This is a genomic window from Nocardiopsis sp. CC223A (assembly GCF_030766825.1).
Lineage (GTDB): Bacteria > Actinomycetota > Actinomycetes > Streptosporangiales > Streptosporangiaceae > Nocardiopsis.
This window is the reverse complement of record NZ_JASFDV010000030.1, coordinates 43,133-66,948: the sequence shown is the minus strand read 5'-3', so window position 1 is coordinate 66,948 and position 23,816 is coordinate 43,133. Positions and strand designations below refer to the sequence as shown.

The 23,816-nt window shown below is 74.0% G+C and carries 33 protein-coding genes; 16 read left to right on the top strand and 17 right to left on the bottom strand.

Translation table 11 applies throughout. The features are described 5' to 3' along the window. From QJS33_RS14665 to nirB, 4 genes are all read right to left on the bottom strand, one after another. Nucleotides 1–325, bottom strand: a 325-nt coding sequence (locus QJS33_RS14665; protein WP_306368518.1) for a sirohydrochlorin chelatase, incomplete at its 3' end; no start/stop codon positions are given. 5 nt (nucleotides 326–330) lie between these two features. Further along, nucleotides 331–1,494, bottom strand: coding sequence for a uroporphyrinogen-III synthase (locus QJS33_RS14660; RefSeq protein WP_306368517.1), 1,164 nt, complete (start codon nucleotides 1,492–1,494; stop codon nucleotides 331–333). After that, complete coding sequence (nirD, locus tag QJS33_RS14655) at nucleotides 1,491–1,889, bottom strand: nitrite reductase small subunit NirD (protein WP_306368516.1); 399 nt, start codon at nucleotides 1,887–1,889, stop codon at nucleotides 1,491–1,493. Before nirD ends, QJS33_RS14660 begins: the two co-directional genes overlap by 4 nt. Continuing rightward, a complete protein-coding gene (gene nirB / locus QJS33_RS14650) occupies nucleotides 1,886–4,393 on the bottom strand; it encodes a nitrite reductase large subunit NirB (protein WP_306368515.1) in 2,508 nt (835 codons plus the stop codon). The genes nirD and nirB overlap by 4 nt, the downstream gene beginning before the upstream one ends. A 215-nt stretch (nucleotides 4,394–4,608) precedes the next feature. On the opposite strand from nirB, the gene QJS33_RS14645 reads away from it, so the two are divergent. Both QJS33_RS14645 and QJS33_RS14640 read left to right on the top strand, forming a co-directional pair. Beyond that, entirely contained in the window at nucleotides 4,609–5,502 is an 894-nt protein-coding gene (locus tag QJS33_RS14645; protein ID WP_306368514.1) for an ADP-ribosylglycohydrolase family protein, read from the top strand. A gap of 171 nt (nucleotides 5,503–5,673) precedes the next feature. Then, complete coding sequence (locus QJS33_RS14640; RefSeq protein ID WP_306368513.1) at nucleotides 5,674–6,156, top strand: DUF6194 family protein; 483 nt, start codon at nucleotides 5,674–5,676, stop codon at nucleotides 6,154–6,156. A gap of 223 nt (nucleotides 6,157–6,379) precedes the next feature. Here QJS33_RS14640 and QJS33_RS14635 read toward each other — a convergent pair whose 3' ends face one another. Then, complete coding sequence (locus QJS33_RS14635) at nucleotides 6,380–6,745, bottom strand: helix-turn-helix transcriptional regulator (RefSeq protein WP_306368512.1); 366 nt, start codon at nucleotides 6,743–6,745, stop codon at nucleotides 6,380–6,382. Between the two features lie 53 nt (nucleotides 6,746–6,798). On the opposite strand from QJS33_RS14635, the gene QJS33_RS14630 reads away from it, so the two are divergent. Further along, nucleotides 6,799–7,572, top strand: coding sequence for an SDR family NAD(P)-dependent oxidoreductase (locus QJS33_RS14630; RefSeq protein WP_306368511.1), 774 nt, complete (start codon nucleotides 6,799–6,801; stop codon nucleotides 7,570–7,572). 499 nt (nucleotides 7,573–8,071) lie between these two features. On the opposite strand, the gene QJS33_RS14625 is transcribed toward QJS33_RS14630, so the two are convergent. Further along, a complete protein-coding gene (locus QJS33_RS14625; RefSeq protein WP_306368510.1) occupies nucleotides 8,072–8,476 on the bottom strand; it encodes a helix-turn-helix domain-containing protein in 405 nt (134 codons plus the stop codon). Between the two features lie 85 nt (nucleotides 8,477–8,561). Between QJS33_RS14625 and QJS33_RS14620 the strand changes: the two genes are divergently transcribed. The 3 genes from QJS33_RS14620 to QJS33_RS14610 all read left to right on the top strand — a co-directional run bounded on the left by QJS33_RS14620 (nucleotide 8,562) and on the right by QJS33_RS14610 (nucleotide 10,680). Further along, nucleotides 8,562–8,729, top strand: a complete 168-nt coding sequence (locus QJS33_RS14620) for a hypothetical protein (protein ID WP_306368509.1) — start codon at nucleotides 8,562–8,564, stop codon at nucleotides 8,727–8,729. 16 nt (nucleotides 8,730–8,745) lie between these two features. After that, nucleotides 8,746–9,387 carry a DsbA family oxidoreductase gene (locus QJS33_RS14615; RefSeq protein WP_306368508.1) on the top strand — a complete coding sequence of 214 codons (642 nt, stop codon included), beginning with the start codon at nucleotides 8,746–8,748 and terminating at the stop codon, nucleotides 9,385–9,387. 216 nt (nucleotides 9,388–9,603) lie between these two features. After that, nucleotides 9,604–10,680, top strand: a complete 1,077-nt coding sequence (locus tag QJS33_RS14610; protein ID WP_306368507.1) for a hypothetical protein — start codon at nucleotides 9,604–9,606, stop codon at nucleotides 10,678–10,680. A gap of 54 nt (nucleotides 10,681–10,734) precedes the next feature. Here QJS33_RS14610 and QJS33_RS14605 read toward each other — a convergent pair whose 3' ends face one another. From QJS33_RS14605 to QJS33_RS14590, 4 genes are all read right to left on the bottom strand, one after another. After that, nucleotides 10,735–10,953, bottom strand: a complete 219-nt coding sequence (locus QJS33_RS14605; RefSeq protein ID WP_306368506.1) for a hypothetical protein — start codon at nucleotides 10,951–10,953, stop codon at nucleotides 10,735–10,737. Between the two features lie 172 nt (nucleotides 10,954–11,125). Next, nucleotides 11,126–11,710, bottom strand: a complete 585-nt coding sequence (locus QJS33_RS14600) for a GNAT family N-acetyltransferase (RefSeq protein ID WP_306368505.1) — start codon at nucleotides 11,708–11,710, stop codon at nucleotides 11,126–11,128. Then, nucleotides 11,707–12,294 carry a hypothetical protein gene (locus QJS33_RS14595; protein WP_306368504.1) on the bottom strand — a complete coding sequence of 196 codons (588 nt, stop codon included), beginning with the start codon at nucleotides 12,292–12,294 and terminating at the stop codon, nucleotides 11,707–11,709. The genes QJS33_RS14600 and QJS33_RS14595 overlap by 4 nt, the downstream gene beginning before the upstream one ends. Before the next feature lie 55 nt (nucleotides 12,295–12,349). Further along, a complete protein-coding gene (locus QJS33_RS14590) occupies nucleotides 12,350–12,829 on the bottom strand; it encodes an HIT family protein (RefSeq protein WP_306368503.1) in 480 nt (159 codons plus the stop codon). 371 nt (nucleotides 12,830–13,200) lie between these two features. Between QJS33_RS14590 and QJS33_RS14585 the strand changes: the two genes are divergently transcribed. The 3 genes from QJS33_RS14585 to QJS33_RS14575 all read left to right on the top strand — a co-directional run bounded on the left by QJS33_RS14585 (nucleotide 13,201) and on the right by QJS33_RS14575 (nucleotide 15,348). Then, nucleotides 13,201–14,082, top strand: coding sequence for an alpha/beta fold hydrolase (locus tag QJS33_RS14585; protein ID WP_306368502.1), 882 nt, complete (start codon nucleotides 13,201–13,203; stop codon nucleotides 14,080–14,082). 65 nt (nucleotides 14,083–14,147) lie between these two features. Then, nucleotides 14,148–14,714: a YciI family protein gene (locus QJS33_RS14580; RefSeq protein ID WP_306368501.1), complete on the top strand. Its 567-nt coding sequence runs from the start codon at nucleotides 14,148–14,150 to the stop codon at nucleotides 14,712–14,714. Nucleotides 14,715–14,784: 70 nt separating this feature from the next. After that, nucleotides 14,785–15,348 (top strand): DUF4291 domain-containing protein, encoded by a 564-nt coding sequence (locus QJS33_RS14575; protein WP_306368500.1) that lies wholly within the window; start codon nucleotides 14,785–14,787, stop codon nucleotides 15,346–15,348. A 40-nt stretch (nucleotides 15,349–15,388) separates the two neighbouring features. Here QJS33_RS14575 and QJS33_RS14570 read toward each other — a convergent pair whose 3' ends face one another. Both QJS33_RS14570 and QJS33_RS14565 read right to left on the bottom strand, forming a co-directional pair. Then, nucleotides 15,389–15,577, bottom strand: coding sequence for an alpha/beta fold hydrolase (locus QJS33_RS14570; protein ID WP_306368499.1), 189 nt, complete (start codon nucleotides 15,575–15,577; stop codon nucleotides 15,389–15,391). A gap of 137 nt (nucleotides 15,578–15,714) precedes the next feature. Then, nucleotides 15,715–16,185, bottom strand: coding sequence for an alpha/beta fold hydrolase (locus tag QJS33_RS14565; RefSeq protein ID WP_306368498.1), 471 nt, complete (start codon nucleotides 16,183–16,185; stop codon nucleotides 15,715–15,717). A gap of 105 nt (nucleotides 16,186–16,290) precedes the next feature. Between QJS33_RS14565 and QJS33_RS14560 the strand changes: the two genes are divergently transcribed. Then, complete coding sequence (locus tag QJS33_RS14560) at nucleotides 16,291–16,680, top strand: VOC family protein (RefSeq protein WP_306368497.1); 390 nt, start codon at nucleotides 16,291–16,293, stop codon at nucleotides 16,678–16,680. A gap of 4 nt (nucleotides 16,681–16,684) precedes the next feature. Here the strand turns inward: QJS33_RS14560 and QJS33_RS14555 are convergent, their stop codons facing one another. Together QJS33_RS14555 and QJS33_RS14550 are read right to left on the bottom strand one after the other, a co-directional pair. Next, nucleotides 16,685–16,855, bottom strand: coding sequence for a DUF397 domain-containing protein (locus tag QJS33_RS14555; RefSeq protein ID WP_306368496.1), 171 nt, complete (start codon nucleotides 16,853–16,855; stop codon nucleotides 16,685–16,687). A gap of 39 nt (nucleotides 16,856–16,894) precedes the next feature. Next, nucleotides 16,895–17,164, bottom strand: a complete 270-nt coding sequence (locus QJS33_RS14550) for a DUF397 domain-containing protein (RefSeq protein WP_306368520.1) — start codon at nucleotides 17,162–17,164, stop codon at nucleotides 16,895–16,897. Here QJS33_RS14550 and QJS33_RS14545 point away from each other — a divergent pair. From QJS33_RS14545 to QJS33_RS14525, 5 genes are all read left to right on the top strand, one after another. Further along, nucleotides 17,129–17,461, top strand: a complete 333-nt coding sequence (locus QJS33_RS14545) for a hypothetical protein (protein ID WP_306368522.1) — start codon at nucleotides 17,129–17,131, stop codon at nucleotides 17,459–17,461. The two genes, QJS33_RS14550 and QJS33_RS14545, sit on opposite strands and share 36 nt — an antisense overlap. A 73-nt stretch (nucleotides 17,462–17,534) precedes the next feature. Beyond that, nucleotides 17,535–18,272, top strand: a complete 738-nt coding sequence (locus tag QJS33_RS14540; protein ID WP_306368495.1) for an aminoglycoside phosphotransferase family protein — start codon at nucleotides 17,535–17,537, stop codon at nucleotides 18,270–18,272. A gap of 23 nt (nucleotides 18,273–18,295) precedes the next feature. After that, nucleotides 18,296–18,442 carry a hypothetical protein gene (locus tag QJS33_RS14535; protein WP_306368494.1) on the top strand — a complete coding sequence of 49 codons (147 nt, stop codon included), beginning with the start codon at nucleotides 18,296–18,298 and terminating at the stop codon, nucleotides 18,440–18,442. Nucleotides 18,443–18,445: 3 nt separating this feature from the next. Next, entirely contained in the window at nucleotides 18,446–19,054 is a 609-nt protein-coding gene (locus QJS33_RS14530; RefSeq protein ID WP_306368493.1) for a phosphotransferase, read from the top strand. Between the two features lie 70 nt (nucleotides 19,055–19,124). Beyond that, complete coding sequence (locus QJS33_RS14525) at nucleotides 19,125–19,901, top strand: DUF899 family protein (protein ID WP_306368492.1); 777 nt, start codon at nucleotides 19,125–19,127, stop codon at nucleotides 19,899–19,901. 80 nt (nucleotides 19,902–19,981) lie between these two features. Here QJS33_RS14525 and QJS33_RS14520 read toward each other — a convergent pair whose 3' ends face one another. The 3 genes from QJS33_RS14520 to QJS33_RS14510 form a co-directional block, all read right to left on the bottom strand. After that, on the bottom strand, nucleotides 19,982–20,509 hold the full coding sequence (locus QJS33_RS14520; RefSeq protein WP_306368491.1) for a DUF1062 domain-containing protein: 528 nt from the start codon (nucleotides 20,507–20,509) through the stop codon (nucleotides 19,982–19,984). 277 nt (nucleotides 20,510–20,786) lie between these two features. Continuing rightward, nucleotides 20,787–21,431, bottom strand: coding sequence for an erythromycin esterase family protein (locus QJS33_RS14515; protein ID WP_306368490.1), 645 nt, complete (start codon nucleotides 21,429–21,431; stop codon nucleotides 20,787–20,789). A 20-nt stretch (nucleotides 21,432–21,451) separates the two neighbouring features. Continuing rightward, nucleotides 21,452–22,342: a DUF2268 domain-containing protein gene (locus QJS33_RS14510; protein ID WP_306368489.1), complete on the bottom strand. Its 891-nt coding sequence runs from the start codon at nucleotides 22,340–22,342 to the stop codon at nucleotides 21,452–21,454. A gap of 144 nt (nucleotides 22,343–22,486) precedes the next feature. On the opposite strand from QJS33_RS14510, the gene QJS33_RS14505 reads away from it, so the two are divergent. Continuing rightward, a complete protein-coding gene (locus QJS33_RS14505) occupies nucleotides 22,487–23,683 on the top strand; it encodes an MFS transporter (RefSeq protein WP_306368488.1) in 1,197 nt (398 codons plus the stop codon). Nucleotides 23,684–23,816: the final 133 nt, after the last annotated feature.

The window sequence follows — 23,816 nt, the reverse complement described above, 5'->3', positions numbered from 1 at the left end:
GCCGCACCGCGGTGTCGCGCACGGCCGGGTGGTCGCCCAGGGCGGGGGTGACGACGGCGTCGGCGCGTCCGGCGCGGGCGAGCTGGTCGGGGATGTCGGCGCGCACATGGTAGCCGGCGGCCAGGAAGGCGGGCACCACCACCAGGGGCCCCGGGGAGTCGGCGGCGACCCGGCCGACGGCGGGTTCCAGGACGTCGGCGAACGCCAGCCGGGTGGGCACGCGGGTCAGCTCGGCCACCCGCAGCGCCAGGGAGTGGGCGACGGCGGTGCCGCGGGGGTCGCGGGTGCCGTGCAGGGCCAGCAGCAGGGCGGGGTGTCGGTGCACGGTCCTCACTCGCATCCGGGGGTGTCGTCCAGGGCCAGCCGGTAGCCGCGTTTGACGACCGTCTGGATGATCTTGGCATCGCCCAGGGCGGTGCGCAGGCGCGCCACGGCGGTCTCCACGGCGTGGGCGTCGGCGTCCTCGCCCAGGCAGGTGAGCAGGCGGGTGCGGTCCAGGACCTGGCCGGGGCGGTGGGCCAGGGCGCGCATGAGCCGCATGAGGGTGGGCGAGAGGGTGTGGACGGTGCCGTCGACCAGGACAGCGTGGCCGCGCAGGCGCAACCGGTGCCCGGCCACGGTCAGGGTCGGGAACCGGGCGGGCAGCTCCTCGGCCAGGGCGCGCACCTGGGCGCCGATACGGGCGCGTTCGGGCCAGGTGGTGGGGATGTCGTGGGCCATGAGGGGGCGGGCGGTGACCGGCCCCACGCACATGGCCAGCACGTCGCGGCGCAGGGCGTGCACGAGGGCGTCGCCGTGGCCGGTGGTGCGGGCGCGGGCGAGCAGCCCGGCGGCGGCCGGGGCACTGGTGAAGGTGACGGCGTCCACTCCCCCGCAGGTGACGGCCTCGATGAGCCGGTCCAGGGGGCCGGTCTGCTCGGGCTGGGTCCACCGGTAGACCGGGATCTCCACGACCTCGGCCCCGGCCAGGCGCAGGGCGGCGGTGAAGTCGGGCAGGGGCTCGCCGTGCAGTTGGATGGCCACGCGCAGTCCCTGGACACCGCGTTGCAGGAGGTAGTCCAGGACCTCGGCGGAGGACTCCGAGGGCGGGGACCATTCCTCGGTGAGCCCGGCGGCGCGGATGGCGCCCTTGGCCTTGGGGCCGCGGGCGAGCAGGCGGGAGGCGCGCAGGGAGTCCAGCAGGCCGTCGACGCTGCCCCAGGTCTCACAGGCCTCCACCCAGCCGCGGAAGCCGATACCGGTGGTGGCGACGACGACGTCGGCGGGGCGGCGGATGAGGTCGTCGGAGACCGCGGCCAGGCGCTGGTCGTCGCTCAGGGGGACGATGCGCAGGGCCGGGGCGGCGATGACCTGGGCGCCCTTGCGGCGCAGCAGGGCGGAGAGCTCGTCGGCGCGGCGGGCGGCGGTGACGGCGACGGTGAACCCGGCCAGGGGCGCGGTGGTGGGCGGGTTCGGGCTGCGCGGGCTCGGGGTGAGCGGCGGTGCCGAGGTCATGTGGCGCCCTCCGTAGGGGTTCGGGTGTCGATGCGCACGGTGGTGCCGTCGTCGTGGACGGGCCAGGTGTCCAGGGTGACGTCGGGGTCGTCCAGGCTGCGGCCGGTGCGCAGCGAGAAGACGTTCTTGAGCAGGGGCGAGGCGATGGTGGGCTCCCCGGCACGGTCGCCGACGATGCCGCGGGACAGGACGGCGGCCCCGGTGAAGGGGTCGATGTTGTCGACGGCGTACAACTCCCCGGTGCGGGTGCGGAACAGGGCGGCCTGGCGGCCGCCGGGCAGCAGGACGGCGACGCCGTCGTCGGGGCGCAGCCGGGTGCTGGGGCAGGCGACGGTCCAGGCGGAGACGGTGTCCTCGGCCGGCTGGTGGGCGGCCTCGGTGGCGTAGGCGGTCATCGTGCGTTCTCCCGGGTGCGCAGGGTGGGGATGCCGAGCCCGACGGGGGCGGCGGGGACGGGCTGGTCGCGGGTGGTGGTGAAGGCGATGGTGGGGTCGGGGGTGTCGGGGGCGTTGGCGAAGGACTGGAAGCGGGCGAGCTTGTCGGGGTCGGCCAGGACCGCGGCCCACTCGTCGGCGTAGGAGTCGACGTGGCGGTCCATGGCGGCCTCCAGGTCGGCGGCGATGCCCAGGGAGTCCTCCACCACGACCTCGCGCAGGTGCTCCAGGCCGCCGTCCATGGCCTCGATCCAGGCGGCGGTGCGCTGGAGGCGGTCGGCGGTGCGGATGTAGAACATCAGGAACCGGTCGATGTAGCGGATGAGGGTGGGCTCGTCCAGGTCCGAGGCGAGCAGGTCGGCGTGGCGGGGGGTGAAGCCGCCGTTGCCGCCGACGTAGAGGTTCCAGCCGTGGTCGGTGGCGATGATCCCGAAGTCCTTGCCGCGGGCCTCGGCGCATTCGCGGGCGCAGCCGGAGACGGCGGACTTGAGCTTGTGGGGCGAGCGCAGGCCCCGGTAGCGCTCCTCCAGGCGGATGGCCAGCCCGACGGAGTCCTGGACGCCGTAGCGGCACCAGGTGGTGCCCACGCAGGACTTCACGGTGCGCAGGGACTTGCCGTAGGCGTGCCCGGACTCGAAGCCGGCCTCGACCAGGCGGGTCCAGATGGCGGGCAGCTGCTCCAGGCGGGCGCCGAACAGGTCGATGCGCTGGCCGCCGGTGATCTTGGTGTAGAGGCCGAAGTCGCGGGCGACCTCGCCGATGACGATGAGCTTGTCGGGGGTGATCTCACCGCCCGGGATGCGCGGGACGACGGAGTAGGTGCCGTTGCGCTGCATGTTGGCCAGGTGGCGGTCGTTGGTGTCCTGGAGGGTGGCCTGCTCCCCCTCCAGGATGTGCCCGTTGCCCAGGGAGGCCAGGATGGAGGCGACGGCGGGCTTGCAGATGTCGCAGCCGGCGCCGGTGCCGTGGGCCTCGATGAGGGCGGAGAACGTGGTGATGCCGGTGGCGCGGACGATCTCCAGCAGTTCGGCCCGGGAGTGGGCGAAGTGCTCGCACAGGGCCTTGGACTGGACGATCCCGGCCTTGTCCAGGAGGTTCTTGAGCATGGGCACGCACGAGCCGCAGCTGGTGCCGGCGCGGGTGCAGGCCTTCAGCGCGGGCACGTCGTGGTTGCCGTCGCAGATGGCCTGGGTGATGGTGCCCTTGGTGACGGCGTTGCAGGAGCAGATCTGCGCGGAGTCGGGCAGGGCGTCGGCCCCCAGGGTCTCGCCCTGGGGGGTGATCAGGGCGAGCGGGTCGCCCGGCAGGGGCGAGCCGACCAGGGGGCGCAGGGTGGCGTAGGCGGTGGCGTCGCCCACCAGGATGCCGCCCAGCAGGGTGGTGGCGTCGTCGGACAGGACGAGCTTGGCGTAGCGGCCGGTGGCGGCGTCGTTGACGACGACGTCCAGGCAGTCGGCGGTGCGGCCGTGGGCGTCGCCGAAGCTGGCCACGTCCACGCCCAGCAGCTTGAGCTTGGTGGAGGTGTCGGCGCCGGTGAAGGTGGCCTGGCCGCCGACCAGGCGGTCGGCCAGGACCTCGGCCATGGCGTTGCCGGGGGCGATGAGCCCGTAGACGGTGCCGCGGTGGCAGGCGGCCTCGCCGATGGCGTGGACGTGGGCGTCGGAGGTGGTGCAGGTGTCGTCGATGGTGATGCCGCCGCGTTCGCCGACGGCCAGGCCGGCGGCGCGGGCCAGTTCGTCGCGGGGCCGGATGCCCACGGAGAAGACGACCAGGTCGGTGTCCAGGTGGGAGCCGTCCGCCAGGAGCAGGCGGGCGGCGCGGCCGTCGGGCCCGGCCTCCACGGCGGTGGAGGCGGTGCCGGTGTGGACGTGCACGCCCAGGTCGGAGACGAGTCCGGCGAGCAGGGACCCTGCGCCCTCGTCGATCTGGGCGGGCATCAGGTGGGGGGCGAGTTCGACGACGTGGGCGTCCATGCCCAGCAGGCGCAGGGCGTTGGCGGCCTCCAGGCCCAGCAGGCCGCCGCCGATGACGACGCCGGTGCGGGCCCCGGCGCGGGCGGCCGCGGTGATGGCGTCCAGGTCCTCGATGGTCCGGTAGACGTGGCAGCCGGGCAGGTCGTGTCCGGGGACGGGCGGCACGAACGGGGACGAGCCGGTGGCCAGGACGAGCCGGTCGTAGGGCAGGGTGCGGCCCGAGTCGGTGGTGACGGTGCGCGTGGCGCGGTCGATGGCGGCGGCGCGCTCGTTGACGTGCACGTCCACGGCGGGGCCGGACAGGTCCCCCAGTGACAGGTCGTCGGCGGTGGCGCCGTCGAAGTAGGAGGACAGGGCGACACGGTCGTAGGCGGTGCGGGGCTCCTCGCCCACGACGGTGATGTGCCAGTGGCCCGCCGCGTCGCGGTCGCGCAGGGCCTCGACGAGCCGGTGGCCGACCATGCCGTTGCCGATGACGACGAGTTCTTCCATGGGGGTGTTCCTCCCGGTGCGGTTGCGTTTCAGGCAACCTCCGGGGTGTTACCCGGGCGTTGGGCGATCGTGTCGGGCATGTTTCGTTGTGCTGTCACCGCAGGTGGGAGCCGAGTGATAGGGGCGTATTCCGAGCGTGGGCGGGGTTGCGGGCCCCGGTGGGACCTCGGTCACACCCTGTCCTGGAGAGTGCGGGTGGGGCAGGATGGCGGGCGATGACTGCTTCCGTTCCCGATTCCGAGCGCGCCCGGCGCGCACTGTCCAGCCTGTCCGCCCTGGCCGTGGGCGACGCCTTCGGCTCCCAGTTCTTCGTTCCCGACAACCGGTTCCGGCACCGCGCCCGCGAGTTGCCCGAGGGGGTGTGGGCGTGGACCGACGACACCGAGATGGCGGCGTCGGTGTACCGGGAGGCGGTCCGGTACGGGGAGGTGGACGCCGACCGGCTGGCCGGGTCCTTCGCCGACCACCACGACTTCGACCGCGGGTACGGGCCCGCCACGGGCCGCCTGCTGCGGCTGGTGCGCGAGGGCGCCGACCACCGGGAACTGGCGGCCGGGCTGTTCGACGGGGCCGGGTCGTGGGGCAACGGTGCGGCGATGCGGGTGGCGCCGCTGGGCGCGTACTTCGCCGACGACCTGGAGGCGGTGGCCGGGTGGGCGGCGGTGAGCGCGCGCGTCACCCACACCCACCCCGAGGCGGTGGACGGGGCGGCCGCGGTGGCGGTGGCCGCCGCCCTGGTGGCCCGCGGGGAGCCGGGTGCGCCGGGGACGTTCCTGGGCCGGGTGGCGGACCTGCTGCCCGAGGGGGCGCTGCGGGAGGGGGTGCGGGCCGCGCGGGCGCTGCTCATCGTGCCCGAGCCGGTGGGGGCGGCCCACCGGCTGGGCAACGGCTCGCGGGTGCGGGCCCTGGACACGGTGCCGTTCGCGTTGTGGGTGGTGGCCAAGCACCTGGGCGCACCGCTGGAGTCGGCGCTGTGGTCGGCGGTCGCACCGGGCGGGGACATGGACACCGTGGCCGCGATCGTGGGCGGGGTGCTGGGCGCGGACCCGGCGGTGCGGCCGCGGTGGGGCGGCCGGGTGGAGGCGCTGCCGGGGTGGGCGCTGACCTGACGGGGTGCGCGCGGGGGCGCCTTGGTGTGCGCTTGGAGGGTTTTCCGGCCCCGGTTCCTTGTTCTGCCGGGCGCATGCGGTGTCAGGGTTCCGAAAGGAGTTCAAGGCCACGATGGAAGGTACGGGCCGCCGGCCGGGGCCCGTGGAACCGACCCCGAAGGGACTGTGGCCATGACCCAGGACGAGATCATCGCGTTCATCGAGGGACTGCCGGAGGTGGGCACCGTGCGGGCCGGGCCCGAGGACGGGGCGCCGGAGGCCGCGTGGGGGGACGTGTTCTTCTTCCACGAGCCCGGCGGCGACCCCGCCCGGCGCCGGAACATGCCGTTCGCGACGGTGGTGGCCTCGGACTACCCGGGGTTCGACACCGCCTCCCGGCTGGACCGGCCCGGGGTGTTCCGGGTGAACATCGCGGTGGGGCGGGCGCTGTTCGAGGAACTGGTGGGGTACCCGCCGGCCGCCCACCCCGAGCACGCCGGTGAGGTGGACCCCGCGCAGGCGGACCGGATCATCGCCCACCCGCTGTACGCGGCCCAGGGGTGGGTGGCGGTCGTGTGCCCCGGTGCGGCGACCTCGGAGCGGGTGCGCGAGCTGGTGCGGGTGGCGCGCGAGGCGGACGCTGCGCGCAGCGCCCGCCGGGCCGGGGGTGCCTGAGGCCGGGCGGGGCCGCTAAGGGGGTGGACCAAGTACGCCGGAAAGGGGCGACGGAGGTTCTCTGGCGGTACTCGAAGGCGGGCTGACACGGGGGTCGGAACATCGGAACGAGAACCCGCGCCAAGGGCTCACCGGGTTGCTCGTCGGCGGGCAGGTGTGCGACCGCGGCCTCCATGTCGGCCCGGGTGGGCGGGGTGTGGCGCCGGGTGGCCTCCAGTCGCCGTCAGCGCCGAGCGGCCGTGGAGTCGGCGCCGGGTGCGAGGCGGACGCCGCCGGTCACGTCCTCGGCGCCAGCCGCCTCCAGCAGGGCCCCGACCAGTCCGGGGAAGCGCTCGTCCAGGTCCTGGCGGCGCAGCGTGACGAAGCAGCGGGTGCCCTCCTGACGGGTGCGGGTCACCCCCGCATCGCGCAGGACCCGCAGGTGGTGGCTGAGCGTCGACTTGGCCACCGGCGCCCACAACTCTCCCCACCCGCGCTCGGCACCGTCGGCGAGCACCCGCACGAGCCCGATGCGCAGCGGGTCGCTGAGCGCCGCCATCACCTCGGGCAACGACAGTTCCTCGGTGGCCGGGTGGTGTGCGCGTCTCATGTCCCCATGCTAGCTTATTCGATATTCGACGAACAACGAACAAAGGAGTCGGGTTGACCGAGCCGCAGCACCACCAGCACACCGACCTCAACGGCCGGGTCGCCATCGTCACCGGCGCCGGATCGGGCATCGGCCGCGCCACCGCGATCGCCATGGCCCGCGCCGGAGCCCGCGTCCTGGGGGTGGGCCGGCGCCAGGAGGCGCTCCAGGCCACCGCCGCCCACCACCCCGGCATCGCCGCCCACCCCGCCGACCTGCGTGCCCCCGACGCCCCCGCCCGGGTGGCCCAGGCCGCGACGCAACGGTGGGGCCGCATCGACGTGCTCGTCAACAACGCCGGCGCCACTGCGATGATGCCGCTGGCCGAAACCGATGCGGACCGCATCGCCGGGCTGTTCGCGCTCAACGTCACCGCCCCCAGCCTCCTGGCCGCCGCGGCCCTGCCGCACCTGCGCGACCGGAGGGGAACGATCGTCAACGTCTCCAGCACCTATGGCCACCGGCCGCTGCCCGGCGCCGCCCACTACGCGGCCTCCAAGGCCGCCATCGAGCAGTTGACGCGCTGCTGGGCGCTGGAACTGGCCCCCGAGGGGGTGCGGGTCAACGCCCTGGCGCCGGGCCCCACCGAAAGCGAGGCTCTGTCGGCAGCCGGGCTCGCCGAGGCCGACGTGGCCCGGATCAAGGAGACCGAGGCCGCGCAGATCCCGCTGGGCCGCCGCGGTGAACCCGACGAGGTCGCCCAGTGGGTGCTGCGGCTCGCCGACCCGGGCACGACCTGGCTCACCGGGCAGGTCCTCACCGTCGACGGCGGCCTCGAACTCACCTGATCCCGGGGCCGCACCCCGGGGAACCAGGGGCGGGGGCGGGGCCTGCCCCGCTGGCATCGAACCGCGGACTCTCACCGACCACCCTTTTCGTGAGGATGTCGGGTGCCGGTATGACTGCGGCGCCCCGAACCCCGCCCCTGCGCGGCAGCACAGGACCCGATACCGCTCCCCCCGCGTCCGGGCCGGAGCGCGACCGGAGCCCGGGGCGTGGCGGGACTCCTACAGGATGGTCTGGGCTCTGTTGGAGCGCCGGCGGGTTTCCTCGTCGGGGGAGAAGAACCGGTCCAGCCGTGCGCGAGGGCGGCTCGGCGTAGCGGCCGTAGCGGGCCGCCTGCTCGTCGGTGAGGAACCCGACTGGCATGCCCCCAGCAGTTACGAGCCGGGGCGAAGTGCTCGGCGCGGGTTCTCGTTCCGATGTTCCGACCCCCGTGTCAGCCCGCCTTCGAGTACCGCCAGAGGACCTCCGTCGCCCCTTTCCGGCGTACTTGGTTCACCCCCGCTAGGTCCCGGGCCGCTCGCGGTCGTGGTGTTCGCGGGCGGCCCGGACGTCCTCCCGGTGTTCGACGGCCCACCGGTCCAGCGCGGTGAGGGGTTCGAGCAGGGTGCGGCCCAGGCCGGTGAGGGAGTACTCCACCCGCGGGGGGACGCTGGCGTGGGCGGTGCGCTCCACCAGGCCGTCGCGGACCAGGGCCCGCAGGGTGAGGGTGAGCATGCGCTGGCTGATGCCGTCGATGGTGCGGTGCAGTTCGCTGTAGCGGTGGGTGCGCCGCCCCAGCAGCACGATGACGAGCACACTCCACTTGTCGCCGATGCGGTCCAGGACCTCGCGGACCGGGCAGTCGTCGGGGTTGACGGTGGGGCCCGCGTCCTCCCCCGGGGGAACACGGGTGTTCGTAGCGGACATTGAAGTGCCTCCTTGTCCCTGACCTGCGACTCCTTCATACTCACTGATAATGTGGCTACGCACAATATGTAAGTGAGGGGGCGTCGTGGACGAACAGGACACCGAGCGGACCGCGCCGCGGCAGGCCACCGGGACCACCGACGGGCACGAGGCCGCTCCCGTGGCCCCGGCAGCGCCCCCGGCCACGGTCACGGGCCTGGTGGCGGTGGGGACCGAGGACGCGCCCGCGTGCTCGGACGGCGTGTGCTGGTGAGTTGGGGGTTCGTTCCGTGCAGGTAGAGATCTGGTCCGACATCGTCTGCCCGTGGTGCTACATCGGCAAGCGCCGGTTCGAGAAGGCGCTCGCGGAGTTCGCACACGCCGACGAGGTCGAGGTCACCTGGCGCAGCTTCCAGCTCGACCCGGGCTTCGCCAAGGGCGAGGGCGTCCCGGTCTACGACGCCCTGTCCAAGAAGATGGGCGCCCCGCGCGAGCAGGTGCGCGCCATGACCGAACAGGTGAAGCAGGTCGCCGCCGAGGAGGGGCTGGAGTACGACTTCGCCTCCGGCGTCATGGTCAACACCTTCGACGCCCACCGCCTGGTGCACCTGGCCCAGAGCAAGGGGCTGGGCGACGCCGCCCACGAGGCGTTCATGGACGCCCAGCTGGTGCGGGCCGAGGACCTGTCCGACCCCGAGGCGCTGGTGAAGGTCGCCGTGGAGATCGGGCTAGCGGAGGCCGAGGCCCGCGAGGTGCTGGCCGGGGACGCTTTCACCGCCGAGGTGAACGCCGACATCGACACCGCCCGGCAACTGGGCGCGACCGGCGTTCCGTTCTTCGTGATGGACCGCGCCTTCGGGGTGTCCGGCGCCCAGCCGGTGGAGGTGTTCACCTCCGCGCTGGAGAAGGCCCACCAGGCCGCCCGGGCCTGACCGGCCCCACCGCCCCGACGGCCCCGCCTCCGGTTCCCCCGGCGCGGGGCCGTCGGCACACCCGCTCTCCCCCGTTCGGGGGAGACGGCTCCCCCGCGCAGGTGAGGACCGGGCGGCCACGCGCCGACAGGCTTGAGGAAGAAGACACCGAGAGCCTGTGAGGAGCACACCGTGAACACCTCCGCACCCCCCGCCACTCCCCCGACCGCACCGGCCGTGCGAGCCGCACCGATCACCTGGGCCGTGCTGGCCTGGTCCGCCCTCGCCGTCGCCCTGGGCCTGGGCTGGGGCACCGGCATGCTGCCGTCGGGGGTCCCGGCCGATGACGGCTTCGGGTCCCTGTACGGGGACCGGGGCACCGGCACGGCCGCCTGGATCACCCTGGCCCTGGGGGCCGTGGGCACCGGGACCGCTCTGTTGATGATGCGTCCGGGCCGCGGCGGCCGGGCGGTGGCCTACACCGCCTGGGGCATGTCGGCGGCCGTGGTGGCGCTGTTCGTGACCGGGACCCTGCTGGCGTTCCTGGGGTACACGATGATCATGCCGGTGGCGGGCTGGTTCGTGCCCGGCCTGGCCGGGTTGTGGGTGGAGAAGCTCGTGACGCCCCAGACCCTGGGCCTGTTCTTCTTCACCGCGGGTGCGGGGCTGTGGGCCGTGGCCGGGCTGTCGGCGCTGCGGGCCGCACGCGGCGCCTGCCCGGACTGCGGGCGCGCCCACGACTGGACCCCGCACACCGAGCACGCCACCCGGGCGCGGGCGCTGCGGGTGGGCCGGGTCGCGGTCCTGATCGCCTGCCTGAGCGCGCTGCTGTACCCGTCGATCCGGTTCCCGTGGCTGTTCGGTCTCACCCCGGGCATGGGCGGCGACTTCGCCGAGGAGTTGCAGGCCGAGCCGGGCAGCCTGATCATCGGGGTCGGCCTGGGCTCGGCGGGAGTGGTCGGCGCCGTGCTGATGCTGGGACTGGTGCAGCTCTGGGGCGTGCGGTTCCCGTTCTGGATGGTCGGCCTGGCGGGCCGCCGGGTGCCGGTCGCGCTGGCGGTGGTCCCGGCGACCACGGTCGCGGTCGCGCTGATCGCCATGGGGCGCAGCATCATCGTGCAGTTCGCCCTGGGCCAGGAGGGGATGGCGAACGCGGGGGCGCTGCACACCGCGGTGTTCATGTCGATGGCGGTGTGGGGCGTGGCCCTGGCCGTGGCGGTGGCGGCCTACGCGGTGCGCCGCCGCCCCGAGTGCGCGGCCTGCGAGCGCGGCCTGCCCGAGGCCGCACCGCGCGACCTGCGCGCCGCCGCCTGAGAGGCACCCGCGGCCCCGGACCCCGTGGACGGGGGTCCGGGGCCGTTCCCGTCCTCAGCGGCCCCGGGCGGCCGTCCGAACGCCCAGGCCGACCGGGACGGTGCCGCTGACGGCGGCCGACCGGCGGCGGACGGCCCCGGGCGGCAGGACGATCCCGACGGTCGCCTGGAGCAGCGCCACCCGGGCGGTCGTGGCGGACGGCGGCCGGTCCACCGGGACGGACCGCGGGTGGAACGCACCCATGAACGCGGCGGCCCCGGGATCGGCCGGCATCACCGGGAACCCCTCTCCGAAGGCCCGCCGCCGGGCCCGGACCGACCGCCTCCTGCGGTGGGTGCGCGACGGGTGGGCGGCAGCGCCCTGGCTCCGGATACGGCGGCAAGGCCGCGCCGGCCACGCACAGGACGAGGCGGGCGGTCCCGGAGGCCGCGTGGGCCCGACGGGTTCAGGGTGCGGCGGGCCCGGGGCGGGGGTCGGCGGCCAGACGGGCGTACAGGTACAGGTCACGGCGCTCGCCGCCGATCTCCTGCCACTGGCGCATGAGGCCCTCGCGGCGGAACCCGGCGGTCTCGGCCGCCCGCAGGGACCCGGTGTTCCACGGCTCGATCGCCAGCTCCAGCCGGGGCACCCCCAGGGCGTCGTGCGCCCAGGCGGCGGCCAGGCCCAGGGCGTGGGCGGCGGCGCCGCGCCTGCGGTGGGCGGGCGCCACCCAGTAGCCGAGGGAGGCGCGGCCCTCGGCGGCGTCGCGCAGGGACAGGGTGAGCCCGCCGACCCCCTGTCCGGTACGGGCGTCGGCGATCACCAGGGGGACGCCGATCCCGCGGGAGAGCACCAGCGCCCGGCCGTCGATGTACCGGCGGGCGGCGGCCTCGTCGCAGGGGTCGGGGAGGGTGGTGACAGCGGCGGTGTAGGGGTCGGCGGCCGCCGCCATGACCAGGGGCAGGTCGCCCTCCTGCCACGGGCGCAGCAGGAAGGGGCCCGGCCCCGGCGGTGGGGCCGGGGGAACACCGCCGGGGCGCGCTCCGGTCAACTGAAGAAGCCCGCCACGCCCCGGCCGGCCGCGTCGGCGGCCCGGCACCACTCCATGCAGGACTCGGCGGCCTGCCGCACATCGGGGTCGAGCCCGGCCTTGTCCTCGTCGGTGGCGGCGGCCCACTGCTCAAGGGCCTTGCGGCACTGCTCCGGGCTCCACTCGCCGGAGCCGGGCAGGAAGTCGGGCTCCGGGATCGGCTCCGGCGCGTGGCCGAAGCCGAAGTCCTCCACGCCCACCGCGGTCACCCCGACCGCCTTCAGGCCCTTGTCGACCGTTCCCAACCAGCCGGACCGCATCGGGGAGAAGTCGTTGTTGTCCAGGTACCCGCCGTGGAACTCGCAGATCCACTTGTAGGCGTAGTTGTACATGGTGCCGTGCCGGGGTTCGAAGGGCCCGCCCTCGATGACCGCGCGGATCGCGTCGCGGATGGGGATGTCGTCTTCACCGCCGATGTAGGAGAAGCCGTCCAGTTGCCGCTTGAACCGGCCGCCGATCATCCGCCGCAGCTTGTCGTCCCCCGAACCCACGGAGGCGTGCAGGACGTCGAGGTCGACCACGTAGGTCGTCAGCGCGTAACTCATGCGGGAACGTTAGCGCCCCCCGCCGACATCGCGTCCCGAGCGGCGGCGGCCCGGTTCAGGCGCGGGCCGCGAGCCGGTCCAGTTCACGGCCGACGGCCTCCCGCAGCCCATCGTGCCGCGGGCCGAGCGCGAACCGCTCGTCGCTCCACCGCCGCCGCGGGTAGAGCCACACCGGCCTGCCGACCAGCTCGGGCGGCTCCCACCCGTACCGGGGCCACACGTGGGCGTGCAGGAACGGGTCGGTGTTGCCCAGGATCTCCAGGTTGACCCGCCGGAACGCCGGGTCGGCGGCGCGGCAGGCCCGCTCCACGGCCTCCCCGAGCCGGTCCATGTCGGCCAGGAACGCCGAGCGCCTGCCCCGGGGCAGGTCCGTCAGCCGCTCCGCCGCCGGGTCGTCCGTGAGCAGGACCGAGTAACCCGGCAGGAACTGGACGTCCCCGATGACGGCGAAGCCCGCGTCCAGACGCCGCAGCACGGTCGGGTTCTCGCCGCGCAGGGCGCTGGCGATCCGGTCCGAGCGCCAGTCGGTGTGCATGGGTGGAACCTACCCGAAGATCGTGGCCCCGGGCCGGCCGGGTGTGTCGGCCGTCCGGCGCGGCCTTGCGGCGCCGGTGGTGGCGGGTGGCTCGGGTGCGGTCGCCGCAGCGGCCGGGCGAGCACCAGCGGCGGGGGCGGGCGGCCAGGTGCCCGGAGGTGCCGATCGGGTCCGTGCGGTGGTCGTCGGGGCCCGCGGGCCGGGGCACTGCCGACGACGACGGAGTCCGGTCGGGCGTCCGTGGCCGACCCACCCGACGCGGCGGACGGTACCCGACACCGCCTAACCTTCTTAAATCATTTGACAGGTTAGTCCTCATCGTGTCCACTGAGGACACGGGTAACCACTGAAAATGATTGAGAGGGTTAGTCATGGTCGAGGTCCACCACCGGTACGCCACCGTGCGAGGACACCGCGTCTTCTACCGGGAGGCGGGTCCGCGGGACGCGCCGACGCTGGTGCTGCTGCACGGCTTCCCCACCGGTTCGCGCATGTTCCGCCACCTGATCCCGCGCCTCGCCGACCGGTTCCACGTCATCGCGCCCGACCACCTCGGCTTCGGCCACTCCGACACGCCGTCCGCCGACACGTTCACCTACACCTTCGACGCGCTCACCGACATCACCGAGGCGCTCCTGGCCGGGCTCGGCGTCGACCGCTACGCCATCTACGTGCAGGACTACGGCGCCCCCATCGGATGGCGGCTCGCCCTGCGCGACCCGGCCGCGGTCACCGCCGTCATCACCCAGAACGGCAACGCCTACGAGGACGGCTTCGTCCCGGAGTTCTGGGCGCCGGTGTGGGCCTACGCCCAGGACCCGGGGCCGGAGACGGAACCGGCGGCCCGTGCCGCCCTGGACCTGGACGCCATCCGCTGGCAGTACCTGCACGGGGTGGACCGCCCCGAACTGGTCGACCCCGACACCTGGACGCTCGACCACCACGACATCAGCCGCCCCGGCAACGACCTGGCACAGCTCGCCCTCTTCCGCGACTACGCCACCAACCGGCCGCTGTACCCGCGGGTGCACGAGTACTTCCGCAAGAGCGGCGTCCCGCTGCTGGCCGTGTGGGGGGCCGAGGACCTCATCTTCGGCCCGGACGGCGCGCGCGCCTTCGCGCGCGACCTGCCGGACGCCGAGATCCACCTGGTGCCCGGGGGCGGCCACTTCCTGCTCGAAAGCCACCTGGACACCGTGGTCGAGCACATCCGGGACTTCTTGGCCCGCAGGGTGGCACCGGCCCCGGCCTGAGACGGCCACCGGCACGTCCACCCGCCCGCCCGGGTGCACATGAGGCGCCTGGGGGACTGGGGCGCATGGAGTTCTTCTGCTACCACCGGGACCGGCCGGGGTCCCTGCCCCTGCGCGAGGAACTGCCGGAGGCGCACTGGTCCTACATGGACCGGTTCGCCGAGGGGATGATCGCGCGCGGGCCGACGTTCGCCGAGGACGGGGAGACACCGACCGGCAGCGTGCACATCGTGGACCTGCCGGACGCGGCGGCCGCCCGGGAGTCCGCCTTCGCGGAGCCGAACCACCAGGCGGGGGCGTACCGGGACGTGCTGCTGCGGCGGTGGCGGAACCTGCTGGGGCGCACCATGTGGGACTTCCCGCGGGCCGAGGGCGGGGACGATGACGGCCGCCTGTTCCTGGTGCTCGGGCTGGGGCCGGAGGACACCGAGGGCGCGGCGGATGCCGCGGTGCCCGGCGACCGGGACGCGCTGATCGCCTACGGGCCGCTGCTGTCCGACGACGGCACGGTCCGGGTGGGGACGGCGGCGCTGGTACGGGCCACCGACGCCGGGGCCGCGCGCGCCGTGCTGGACGCGGAGCGGCACGCCGGGGTGGAGGTCCACCCGTGGGAGTTCGGCGGTCGCCGCTGAACCGGGGCGGGTCTCCACGCGCCGGAAAATCGTTGGCGGCGCCGAAACCGCGGATGCCAGGATGCGGTGCATGACGCCGCAGTACCAGATCCGTGCCGACTACGACGCTCGTACCATCGTGGTCTACCAGGCGTACCCGCCCGCGATCGCCGACGCCGCACTGCGGGCGGGGCGCTTCGTCGCACCGTTCTCGTTCCAGCGGATGACGTGGATCAAGCCCTCGTTCCTGTGGCTGATGCACCGCAGCAACTGGGCCCGCAAGCCGGGGCAGGAGCGCGTCCTCGCGGTGCGGATCACCCGGGAGGGCTGGGAGCAGGCCCTGTCCCGGGCCGTGCGGACGACCGCGGACCCCAAGGCGCTGGCCCGAGCCGCCGTGCACCTCCAGTGGGACCCCGAGCGCTCGGTGCGCGGAGCGGCGCTGAACCACTACAGCATCCAGGTCGGCATCGGCCGCCACCTGATCCGCACGTTCGCCGAGGACTGGGTCGTCGGCCTCACCGACCTCACCCCGCAGGCCCACAAGGCCGCGGAGCTCGTCCGGAGCGGACGCGCCGCCCAGGCACGGCGGCTTCTGCCCGCAGAGCGCGTCTACCCGATCAGCCGGAGCCTGGAAGAGCACCTCACACCGATGTAGGCCGTGCCCGACCGGCGAGGACGGACCCGCGCCTGTGGCGCTAGGGGGGCAGCGTGTTCTGCACGAATCGTCGCAGGTGGGTGCGGACGGTGTCGGGCCGTTCCAGCCAGGGTTCGTGTCCGGCGTCCTCGATCCGGGTCAAGGGGAGCGGGAGACGGCGGGCGAGGGATTCCAGCGCGGCGAGGGGCCGGGGGTCGGCGCGGGCTTGCGCGCCGAGTTCGGCGTTCATCGTCCAGTTGACGGGGCGGCGGCGCCGGGCTTCCCGGGCGGCCCGGTACAGGCCGTGTCCGGGGTCGGCGTGGTCGGTGGACCAGGAGAGGGTGAGCAGCTCGACCTCCTGGTCCTCGGTGCGGTGCGGTGTCTCCTTCAGGGTGCGCAGGCGGGCCTGCTGCCGCGGGACATGCGGCGGATGCGCTCGTCCCGGTAGCGGGTGCGCCAGTCTCCGGTGAAGGGACCGCACAGGAGCAGTGCCGCGGCGACCCGGTGGGGGTGGCGCAGGCAGAACCGGGCGGCCGGGTCGGCGCCGTAGGAGTGCCCGACGAGGACGGCGGTGGGGGCGTTCCAGGCGTCGAGGAGCTCGGCGAGGTCGTCGACGTGGCAGGCGAGGGTGTGCCGGCCGGTCCAGGGGGAACGGCCGGTGCCGCGCTGGTCGTAGCGGTAGGCGGGGGTGAGGTCGGCGACCATGGGGGCGGGTTCGGCCAGGTAGTCGGGCAGGCCGGGGCCGCCGTGCAGGAGGACGACGGGCGGGCGGTGGTGCCCGGTGTCGCCGAGTGACCGCCAGTGCAGGTGCGCGCCGCCGGTCATGGATGCCTGGTTCCGGGTCTTCGTCGGGGTCACGGTGGTGAACGTACCCGGGCGGTGGGCGGCAAATGAATGGCGTCGGCGCGCGGTTCTTCGGCAGGGTGGGGTGGCAACACCGGTACCGGAGAGAGGGATGTCGATATGGCCAGCAAGTTCACCGAGCTCGCGTTCGATTGTGCGGATCCGGCGGGGCTCGCCCGGTTCTGGTGCGAGGTCCTGGGTTATGAGGTGCAGGGGGAAGAGGACGACTTCGTGTTCATCGGTTCGCCTGATGCTCCCGAAGGCAGGAAACGCCGCGGGCCGGTGCCGCCGGTGCTGACCTTCGCGCGGGTGCCGGAGGGCAAGGTCGTCAAGAACCGGCTGCACATCGACGTCAACCCGACCGACCGGGAGCAGGGGGAGGAGGTCGAGCGGCTGCTGGGGCTGGGCGCCCGGCGCGTGGACGTGGGCCAGGGCGAGGGGGACGGCTGGGTGGTGCTGGCCGACCCGGAGGGGAACGAGTTCTGCGTCCTCGCGGGGCGCCACCCGTAGGCGGTCACAGGGTGAGGGCGTGCAGGGTGATCGCCCACTCCCCCGCGGAGAACTCCAGTCGGCAGAGTTCGCGGTTCCGGGTGTCGCGCACGGCGGTGGCGACACCCTCCTTGATCTCCACGCAGTTACCGCCGTTACCGCCGCTGTGGCTGGACTTGTGCCAGTGGTCGGTCACGGGCCTTCTCCTAACGTCCGGGGCGGAAGGCCGCAGGGGTCAGTCGGCCGTGAGCGTACCCAGGAAAGCGGCCCACTCCCCTGCCGTCACCTCCAGGTGGCCGAGCCCGCGGTTCCGGGTGTCACGGATGCGTGTTCTCCGTCCCTCTCTCACCTCCACGCACTCACCGGAGTGACCACTGTAAGAAGACTTGTGGTACTCGTCTGCGTTCACAGCGTGTTCCTCTCCTTCGCAAGAAAGCCCTTGGTGGCGATGGGAGACCGGGCCACGGCCATGAGCGAGTTGAAGAGGTCCCCGGTTTCCAAGCATCTCGTCGAGATCCGCGGCCTCACCCCCGACGGCGACCAGCACGGCGCGATGCGCTTCCACCTCGCCACCCGGGCCGGGGAGGAACTCTGGTTCCACGAATTCCCCGCCCGCCTGATCGGCGCCCCGCCCTCCCCCTTCTTCCGCCCCTTCGCCCACAGTCCCGCTCCCGCCGACTTCGACCACCTCGGCTATTGGTGGCGCCACTTTCCCACCGGCCCCACCTGGTCCTACGCGCCCCCCACCTGGATGCTCCCACCGAACGGACGGGTGCCCGGCCGCGCCGTGCAGCGAGACTGAGGACCGAAGACCGGGAGCCGCCCGCGGAAAAACCCGTGGCCCCACCGGCACACCCCCTGTGACAATGCCCGATATGCAAGAGGTCGAGGTCGTTGTCGCCCACCGGGAGTGCGCGACCCTGCGCGTCGGCGACGTGTTCCTGAAGATCGACGCCGACCAGGCCCGCACCGACACCGAGGTCGAGGCGATGGCCCTGGCACCGGTCCCCACCCCCGAGGTCCTGTGGCGCAGGCCCCCCGCACTCGCACTCGCCGCCCTCCCGGGAAGGCCCCTGGGGCGCCTGGGCGAACCGTCGACCGCGCCACCGGCGGCATGGGCCGCGGCCGGTGCCGCCGTGCGCAGGCTCCACGAGGCGCCGCTGCCGCCCTGGCCCGGTAAGAGCCCCGACCGGCTCGCATCCGACCTGGACCGCGAATGCGCCTGGCTCCTCGCCAACGACGTCCTCCCCGCCGACCTGGTCACGCGCAACCGCCGGATCGCCGAGGGCGTGCTCCGGCCGTGGACACCGGTGTTCGTCCACGGCGACCTGCAACTCGCCCACGTGTTCGTCGACGGCGACGAGGTCACCGGCGTCATCGACTGGACCGAGGCGGGCCGGGGCGACGCCCTGTTCGACCTCGCCATCCTCACACTCGGCCACGAGGCGCACCTCGGCGACGTCATCGCCGGTTACGGTGCCGACGTCGACCTCGATGTGATCCGCGCGTGGTGGTCCCTGCGCTGCCTGCTGGCGATCCGCTGGCTGGTCGGGCACGGCTTCGACCCGGCGGCGCCGGGCTGCGAGATCGACGTTCTCAAGGCCCGGATGTGAATTCGTAGAAGGGACCGACGAGGATGCGGGCAGCGGAGTCCTCACGTGCGGCGGCCGCGGCCATGGCGATCGCCTCGTCGCTCGGCCTGACGGCCCGGGTGGCGCCGGCGGCGGAGCAGGTCGCGCAGTTCGAGGTCGACCTCGCACAGCGGCTCGCCCGGGCCGGATGACCCGTGGCCGTCCTCGACCCCCGGGTGGAGCCGCGCGTGTACGAACGCGACGGCTTCACGGTCACCCTGTGGACCTACCACGAACCCGGGACCTCCCGCGAGGTTCCGCCAGCCGACTACGCCGACGCGCTGGAGCGCCTGCACACCGGCATGCGCGCACTCGACGTTCCGGCACCGCACTTCACCGACCGGGTCGAGCACGCCCAACGGCTCGTCGCGGACCGCGATCGCACCCCGGCACTCGCCGACGCGGACCGGCAACTGCTCGGCGACACCCTGCACACCCTGAAACAGGCGGTCGGCGAACGCGGCGGTACCGAACAGCTCCTGCACGGCGAACCGCACCCCGGCAACCTGCTCACCACGCACAACGGCCTGCTGTTCGTCGACCTGGAGACGTGCTGCCGCGGCCCCGTCGAGTTCGACCTCGCCCACGCGCCCGAGGAGGTCGGCGCACACTACCCGGGTGTCGACCACGGCCTGCTGCGCGACTGCCGGACCCTCGTGCTCACGATGGTCACCACGTGGCGCTGGGACCGGGACGACCGGTTCCCCGACGGCCGCCGGGTCGGCACGGAGTGGCTCGGCCGGATCCGGACGGCCCTCGCCTGACGGACACCGCAGACCTTCTCCGCGATGAGTTCCGGCCCGGGTGAGAGTCTGTAGTGGTGACCGTCACGGCATGAGACACCCGGAGGACACCATGACCACCACCCACGACGACCAGACCGCCGCCGCGCTGCCCGGCCGCCCGCCCGTCGTCGACCAGGCCACCTGGCAGGCCGCCCGCGACGAACTCCTCCTCCGCGAGAAGGCCCACACCCGCGAGGGCGACGCCATCGCCGCCGCCCGCCGCCGCCTGCCCATGGTGGAGTTCGACGGAACCGCCGAGGTCGTGGGCGCCGACGGCCCCGTTCCGTTCCTGGACCTGTTCCAGGGCCGCGACGAACTCGTGGTGTACAAGCACATGTGGCACGACGACACCCCGCACCAGGGGCAGTGCTACGGCTGCACCACCGCGGCCTGGCACTTGCAGGACGCCTCCTACCTCAACGCCCGCGGTGTCTCCTTCGCGTTCCTGACCGAGGGCCGCTGGGAGGAGGTGGCGCCCTTCGTCGAGTTCATGGGCTACACCCAGCCCTGGTACTCGGTGCGCGGCCTGCCCGAGCCGATCGGCGGCGAGATGGGGTACCTCACCTGCTACCTGCGCGAGGGCGAGCGCACGTTCCTCACCTACTCCACCACCGGACGCGGCTGCGAGCGGGTCAACGCCTCCATGGGCCTGCTCGACATGACGCCCTACGGCCGCGGCGAGGTGTGGGAGGACAAGCCCGAGGGCTGGCCCGAGGGCCGGGCCGCCTGCTGGTCCTGGAAGACCGACGCCGACGGCGAGCCCACCTGGGGCCGGACCGGTCGGCCCACCCCGCAGTGGACCCGCCCCGGCGCGACCCGGCTGTAGGCCATCGGGCGCACCGGGACGTCGGACGGGGACCGGCCGGGGCGGGACGACGGCGCCGTACCCCGCCCCGGCCGAACGGACTACAGCAGCAGGAACGAGAAGTCCTGCCCGGTCCTGCGCTTCAGCGGGAAGTCCGCCTTGACGCGGCGGGCGACCTCGCTGCGGCTGATGCCCAGGGCCTGGGCGATGAGCCGTTCGGGACGGACCGGTACGGGGTCCTCGAAGGCGACATCGACCCGGACGGGCCACGGGTCCTCGGGGGCCGGGGGCGCGTCGAGCTCCCAGCAGTCCTCCCAGTCGAGTGCGAACCGGTTGCGGTGGGCGGTCGACGGGTCGAGTAGGACCCGCGCGACGAGGTCCGCCGAGTTGGCGGTGTACCCGGCGAGCAGGTCGGCGGGCAGCGAACGCACCGGAACGCGCTCATGGACGATGAGCTTGCCGGTCCGGTCGCACCCGACGCAGTTGACCAGCAGCCAGACGTGGAGCAGCTTGCCGTTGGCGTTGACGCGGAACCGGCCGTCCTTGGTGGTGGCGCGCTCACAGGCGCAGTCCACGCAGGTGAGGACGAGCAGGGGCAGGCGGGTGCGCCGCACGGCCCAGGGCAGCACGGAAAAAGTATGTGAGGACAAACCTGATCTCTCTTAAGACCTGACGAAGAGCACGGGAAAGAGAGCCGACGGTGTCCGTCGGCGACCGATGCACGGGAAAGAGTCAGAGAGCAGGGGGCGTCATGCGCGCGATGTCCTCACGTAGGTGAACGGGGCGGGAACACGCTAGGGGGCCGCCGCCCGCCGGGACAACCCATTTATCCGGCGCCCCGCCGGCGGAGGCGGGTGCGCCGGTCCCCGAACACCGCTGCCGTGCCCGAACCCGGCGGGCCCGGTGCTAGCCGGCGTCCTTGACGAAGACGAGACCGTCGATACCGGGCAGGTGCGCCGGGTCCAGCGACGCGTACCCGAACCACGGGGACACCCGGGCGGCGGGGTCCGCGCCGTCGAGGGCGGCGGCCAACCTGCCGGGGCCGACGATGCGGCGGTCACCCGGGAGCGCGTACGGCAGGCCCTCCACGGGGCGTTCACCCCCCGGTCGTGCAGGGTGCCCACGGCGGTGGCCCAGATACGCGTACTGCTCCCCCAGCCGGGCGTCCACCTGCGCGCCCGCGCTCCACCACCGCACCGGTCCCCGCCACATGGTCATGGTGCTCTCGTCCCGCTGGAAGTGGCTGTTGCGGCCGCTCGCCAGCACGGGGCCGCGTTCGGCGAGGGCGAGCAGTTCGGCGGCCATCATGGCGGCCCGCACGCCCAGCAGCCGTCCCATGCGCCCCGGGGAGGCGTCGGCCGTCCAGTGGTGGTAGCGCAGCAGGCCGACGGCGGTGCGCCCGTGCAGGCGCGCCCGGTCCCGTTCCTCCCGTGAGGAGGTCGCGATCAGGTGCGGCGCCTGCTCGTCGAGCAGCCCGACCTGGTCGTGGTGGCGCAGGGTGCGGCCGCTGACGCCCGCCCGGGCCGCCAGTTCACCGATGGTCCACTCCATCGCCGTCCCCCTCCCCCGCGTCACCGGCCCAGGTGGCCCAGCGCGGTCGCGATGATCTCAGCGTGGTCGTCGCGCAGCGACCGGGCCGCGGTGCGCCCGGTCGCCGCCAGGTAGGCGTCGACCAGCCGGTTGCCGACCGCGTACCCCGCCCCGGCGGGCAGCCCCACCGGGGCGGCGCCGAAGCGCCTGGCGCTCTCGTCGCCGTGCACCCAGGCCGTGAAGTTCTCCATGCCGGTCACCCCCAGCCCCGACACCACCTTGTCGAACACCGCCTCGTCATGCAGGTGCGGCACACCGATGCGGGTACGGCCCAGGTCGTCGCCGTACAGCTCGCGGGCGAAGGCGTCGGCCAGCCCCTCGCCCACCACGTGCTCGCCGACCGTGACGGTCGCCGGGTCCCACACCACCCCGCCCGGGGCGTAGCGCAGGTTGTGGTGCAGCTCGTGCACGGCGGTGGCCTCCAACCGCTCCAGGTTCTCCGGGGACGGCCACAGCGTGATGGTGACGTACCCCCAGATACCGCCGAAGCCGGTCACGCCCAGGACGGTGTCCGTGAAGTGGGCGTCGGCCGGATCGCCCAGGGTGAGCAGCACCGTGACATCGTGCACCTCCAGCCCCGGCACGGCACCCGCCAGCTCGGCCGCGGCGCCCTCCATCGCGGTCCCGACCCGGTTCCACGCGTCGGCCCGCGCCAGGTCCTCCAGGGCCGCCAGGCAGCGCTCGGTGTCGCGGTCCAGGGGGAAGCCCATGCCGCCCAGGTGCGCGTCCACGAGGTCGACCTCCGCGGGTGCGAAGCGGTACATGCCCCGCACGGGTTCGAGCATCCGAGCCAGCAGGGCGGGGCGGTCGGCGGCCGGGGAGCGCAGCACGCGCTCCATGCCCGTACGGGTGTCCACAACAGTGATCGTCATGGCACCGACGCTAGGGGCTGACGCTGCGTCAACCGCAAACCGGCGGACCGCGGACCACCGTAGCGCGCACCCTCCCACGGCACAGTGCCGGCGACCGCGCGCCACGGGGACTCCCCCCGTGGCCCGGCCCGCTACGCTGACCGGATGCGCGTGCGCAATCGTTGGATGATCCTGTCCCTGGCCATGGTGGCGCAGATCGCCGGGATCACCGCTTCCTTCGGCGTCCCGGTGGTACTGCCCCAGTTGGGCGAGGCCTTCGGCATCGGTGTCGCGCAGGCCGGGGTGGTGGCCGGGCTCCCCTCCCTGGGGCTGCTGCTCACCCTGCTGCCGTGGGGCGTGGTCATCGACCGGGCCGGTGAGCGGACCACCATCGTGCTGAGCCTGGTCCTGACCGCGGTGGCGCTGGGGGCGCTGTGGTCCGCCGACGGCCTGTGGGGGGTGTCCGCCGTCATGCTGGCAGTGGGCGCGGTCTGCGGGCCGGTCAACGCCGCCAGCGGCCGTCTCGTCCTGTCGTGGTTCTCCGCCCGCGAACGCGGCCTGGCCATGGGGATCCGCCAGTCCGGGTTCCCGCTGGGGGTCGGCCTGGCCGCGCTCGTCCTGCCCGGGGCCGCCGACCGGTGGGGGTTCGTGGCCGCGATGTCGCTGCCCGCGGCCCTGGCCCTGGCCGCCGTGCCCCTGGTCCTGCTCATGGCGGACCCGCCCCCGGCTCCGGCCGCGGCCCCGGGCACGCCCACCGGACCGGCCGCCCCCGGCCGGGGCTCGCCCTACCGGCACCGGACCCTGTGGCGGGTGCACGGGGTGAGCATGCTGCTGGGCGTCCCCCAGATCACCCTCATGGTCTACGCGCTGGTGTACCTGGTGCAGGAACAGGGGTGGAGTGCCCCGCTCGCGGGGGCGGCGGTGGCCGCCGCCCAGGTGCCCGGCGCCGCGGGGCGGCTGCTGCTGGGGGTGTGGTCGGACCGGATCGGCGACCGGATGCGCCCGGTGCGGTGGCTGGCCGCCGCCACCGCACCGGTCCTGGTCCTGCTCACCGCAGTGCCGCCGCTGTGGGACGCGGCGGCGGTGCCCCTGCTGCTGGCCTGCCTGGTGGCGACCATGTGGCACAACGGGCTGACCTTCACAGCGGTGGCCGAGACCGCCGGGACCGCGTGGGCGGGGCGGGCGCTGGCGGTCCAGAACTGGCTCCAGGCCGTCAGCACCGTCCTGACCCCGGTGCTCATGGCCGCGGTCATCACCCTGTGGGGGCTGCCCGCGGTGTTCGCGGTCGCCGCCCTGTTCGCCGCGGCCGCGGTCCCCCTGGTCCCCGCGGCCCGTACCGCCCGCCCGGCCGCGGCCGGATAGACCAGTCGGATAGACCGGTCGGATGGGCCCCTGGGCGAGCACGGTGTCGGCCACCCGCTCGAACCCGGCCGCGCGCCACCTCCTTGATCTGCTCGGGCAGGGCCGGGTCCAGGCCCTGAAGGTCCCCGGGGTG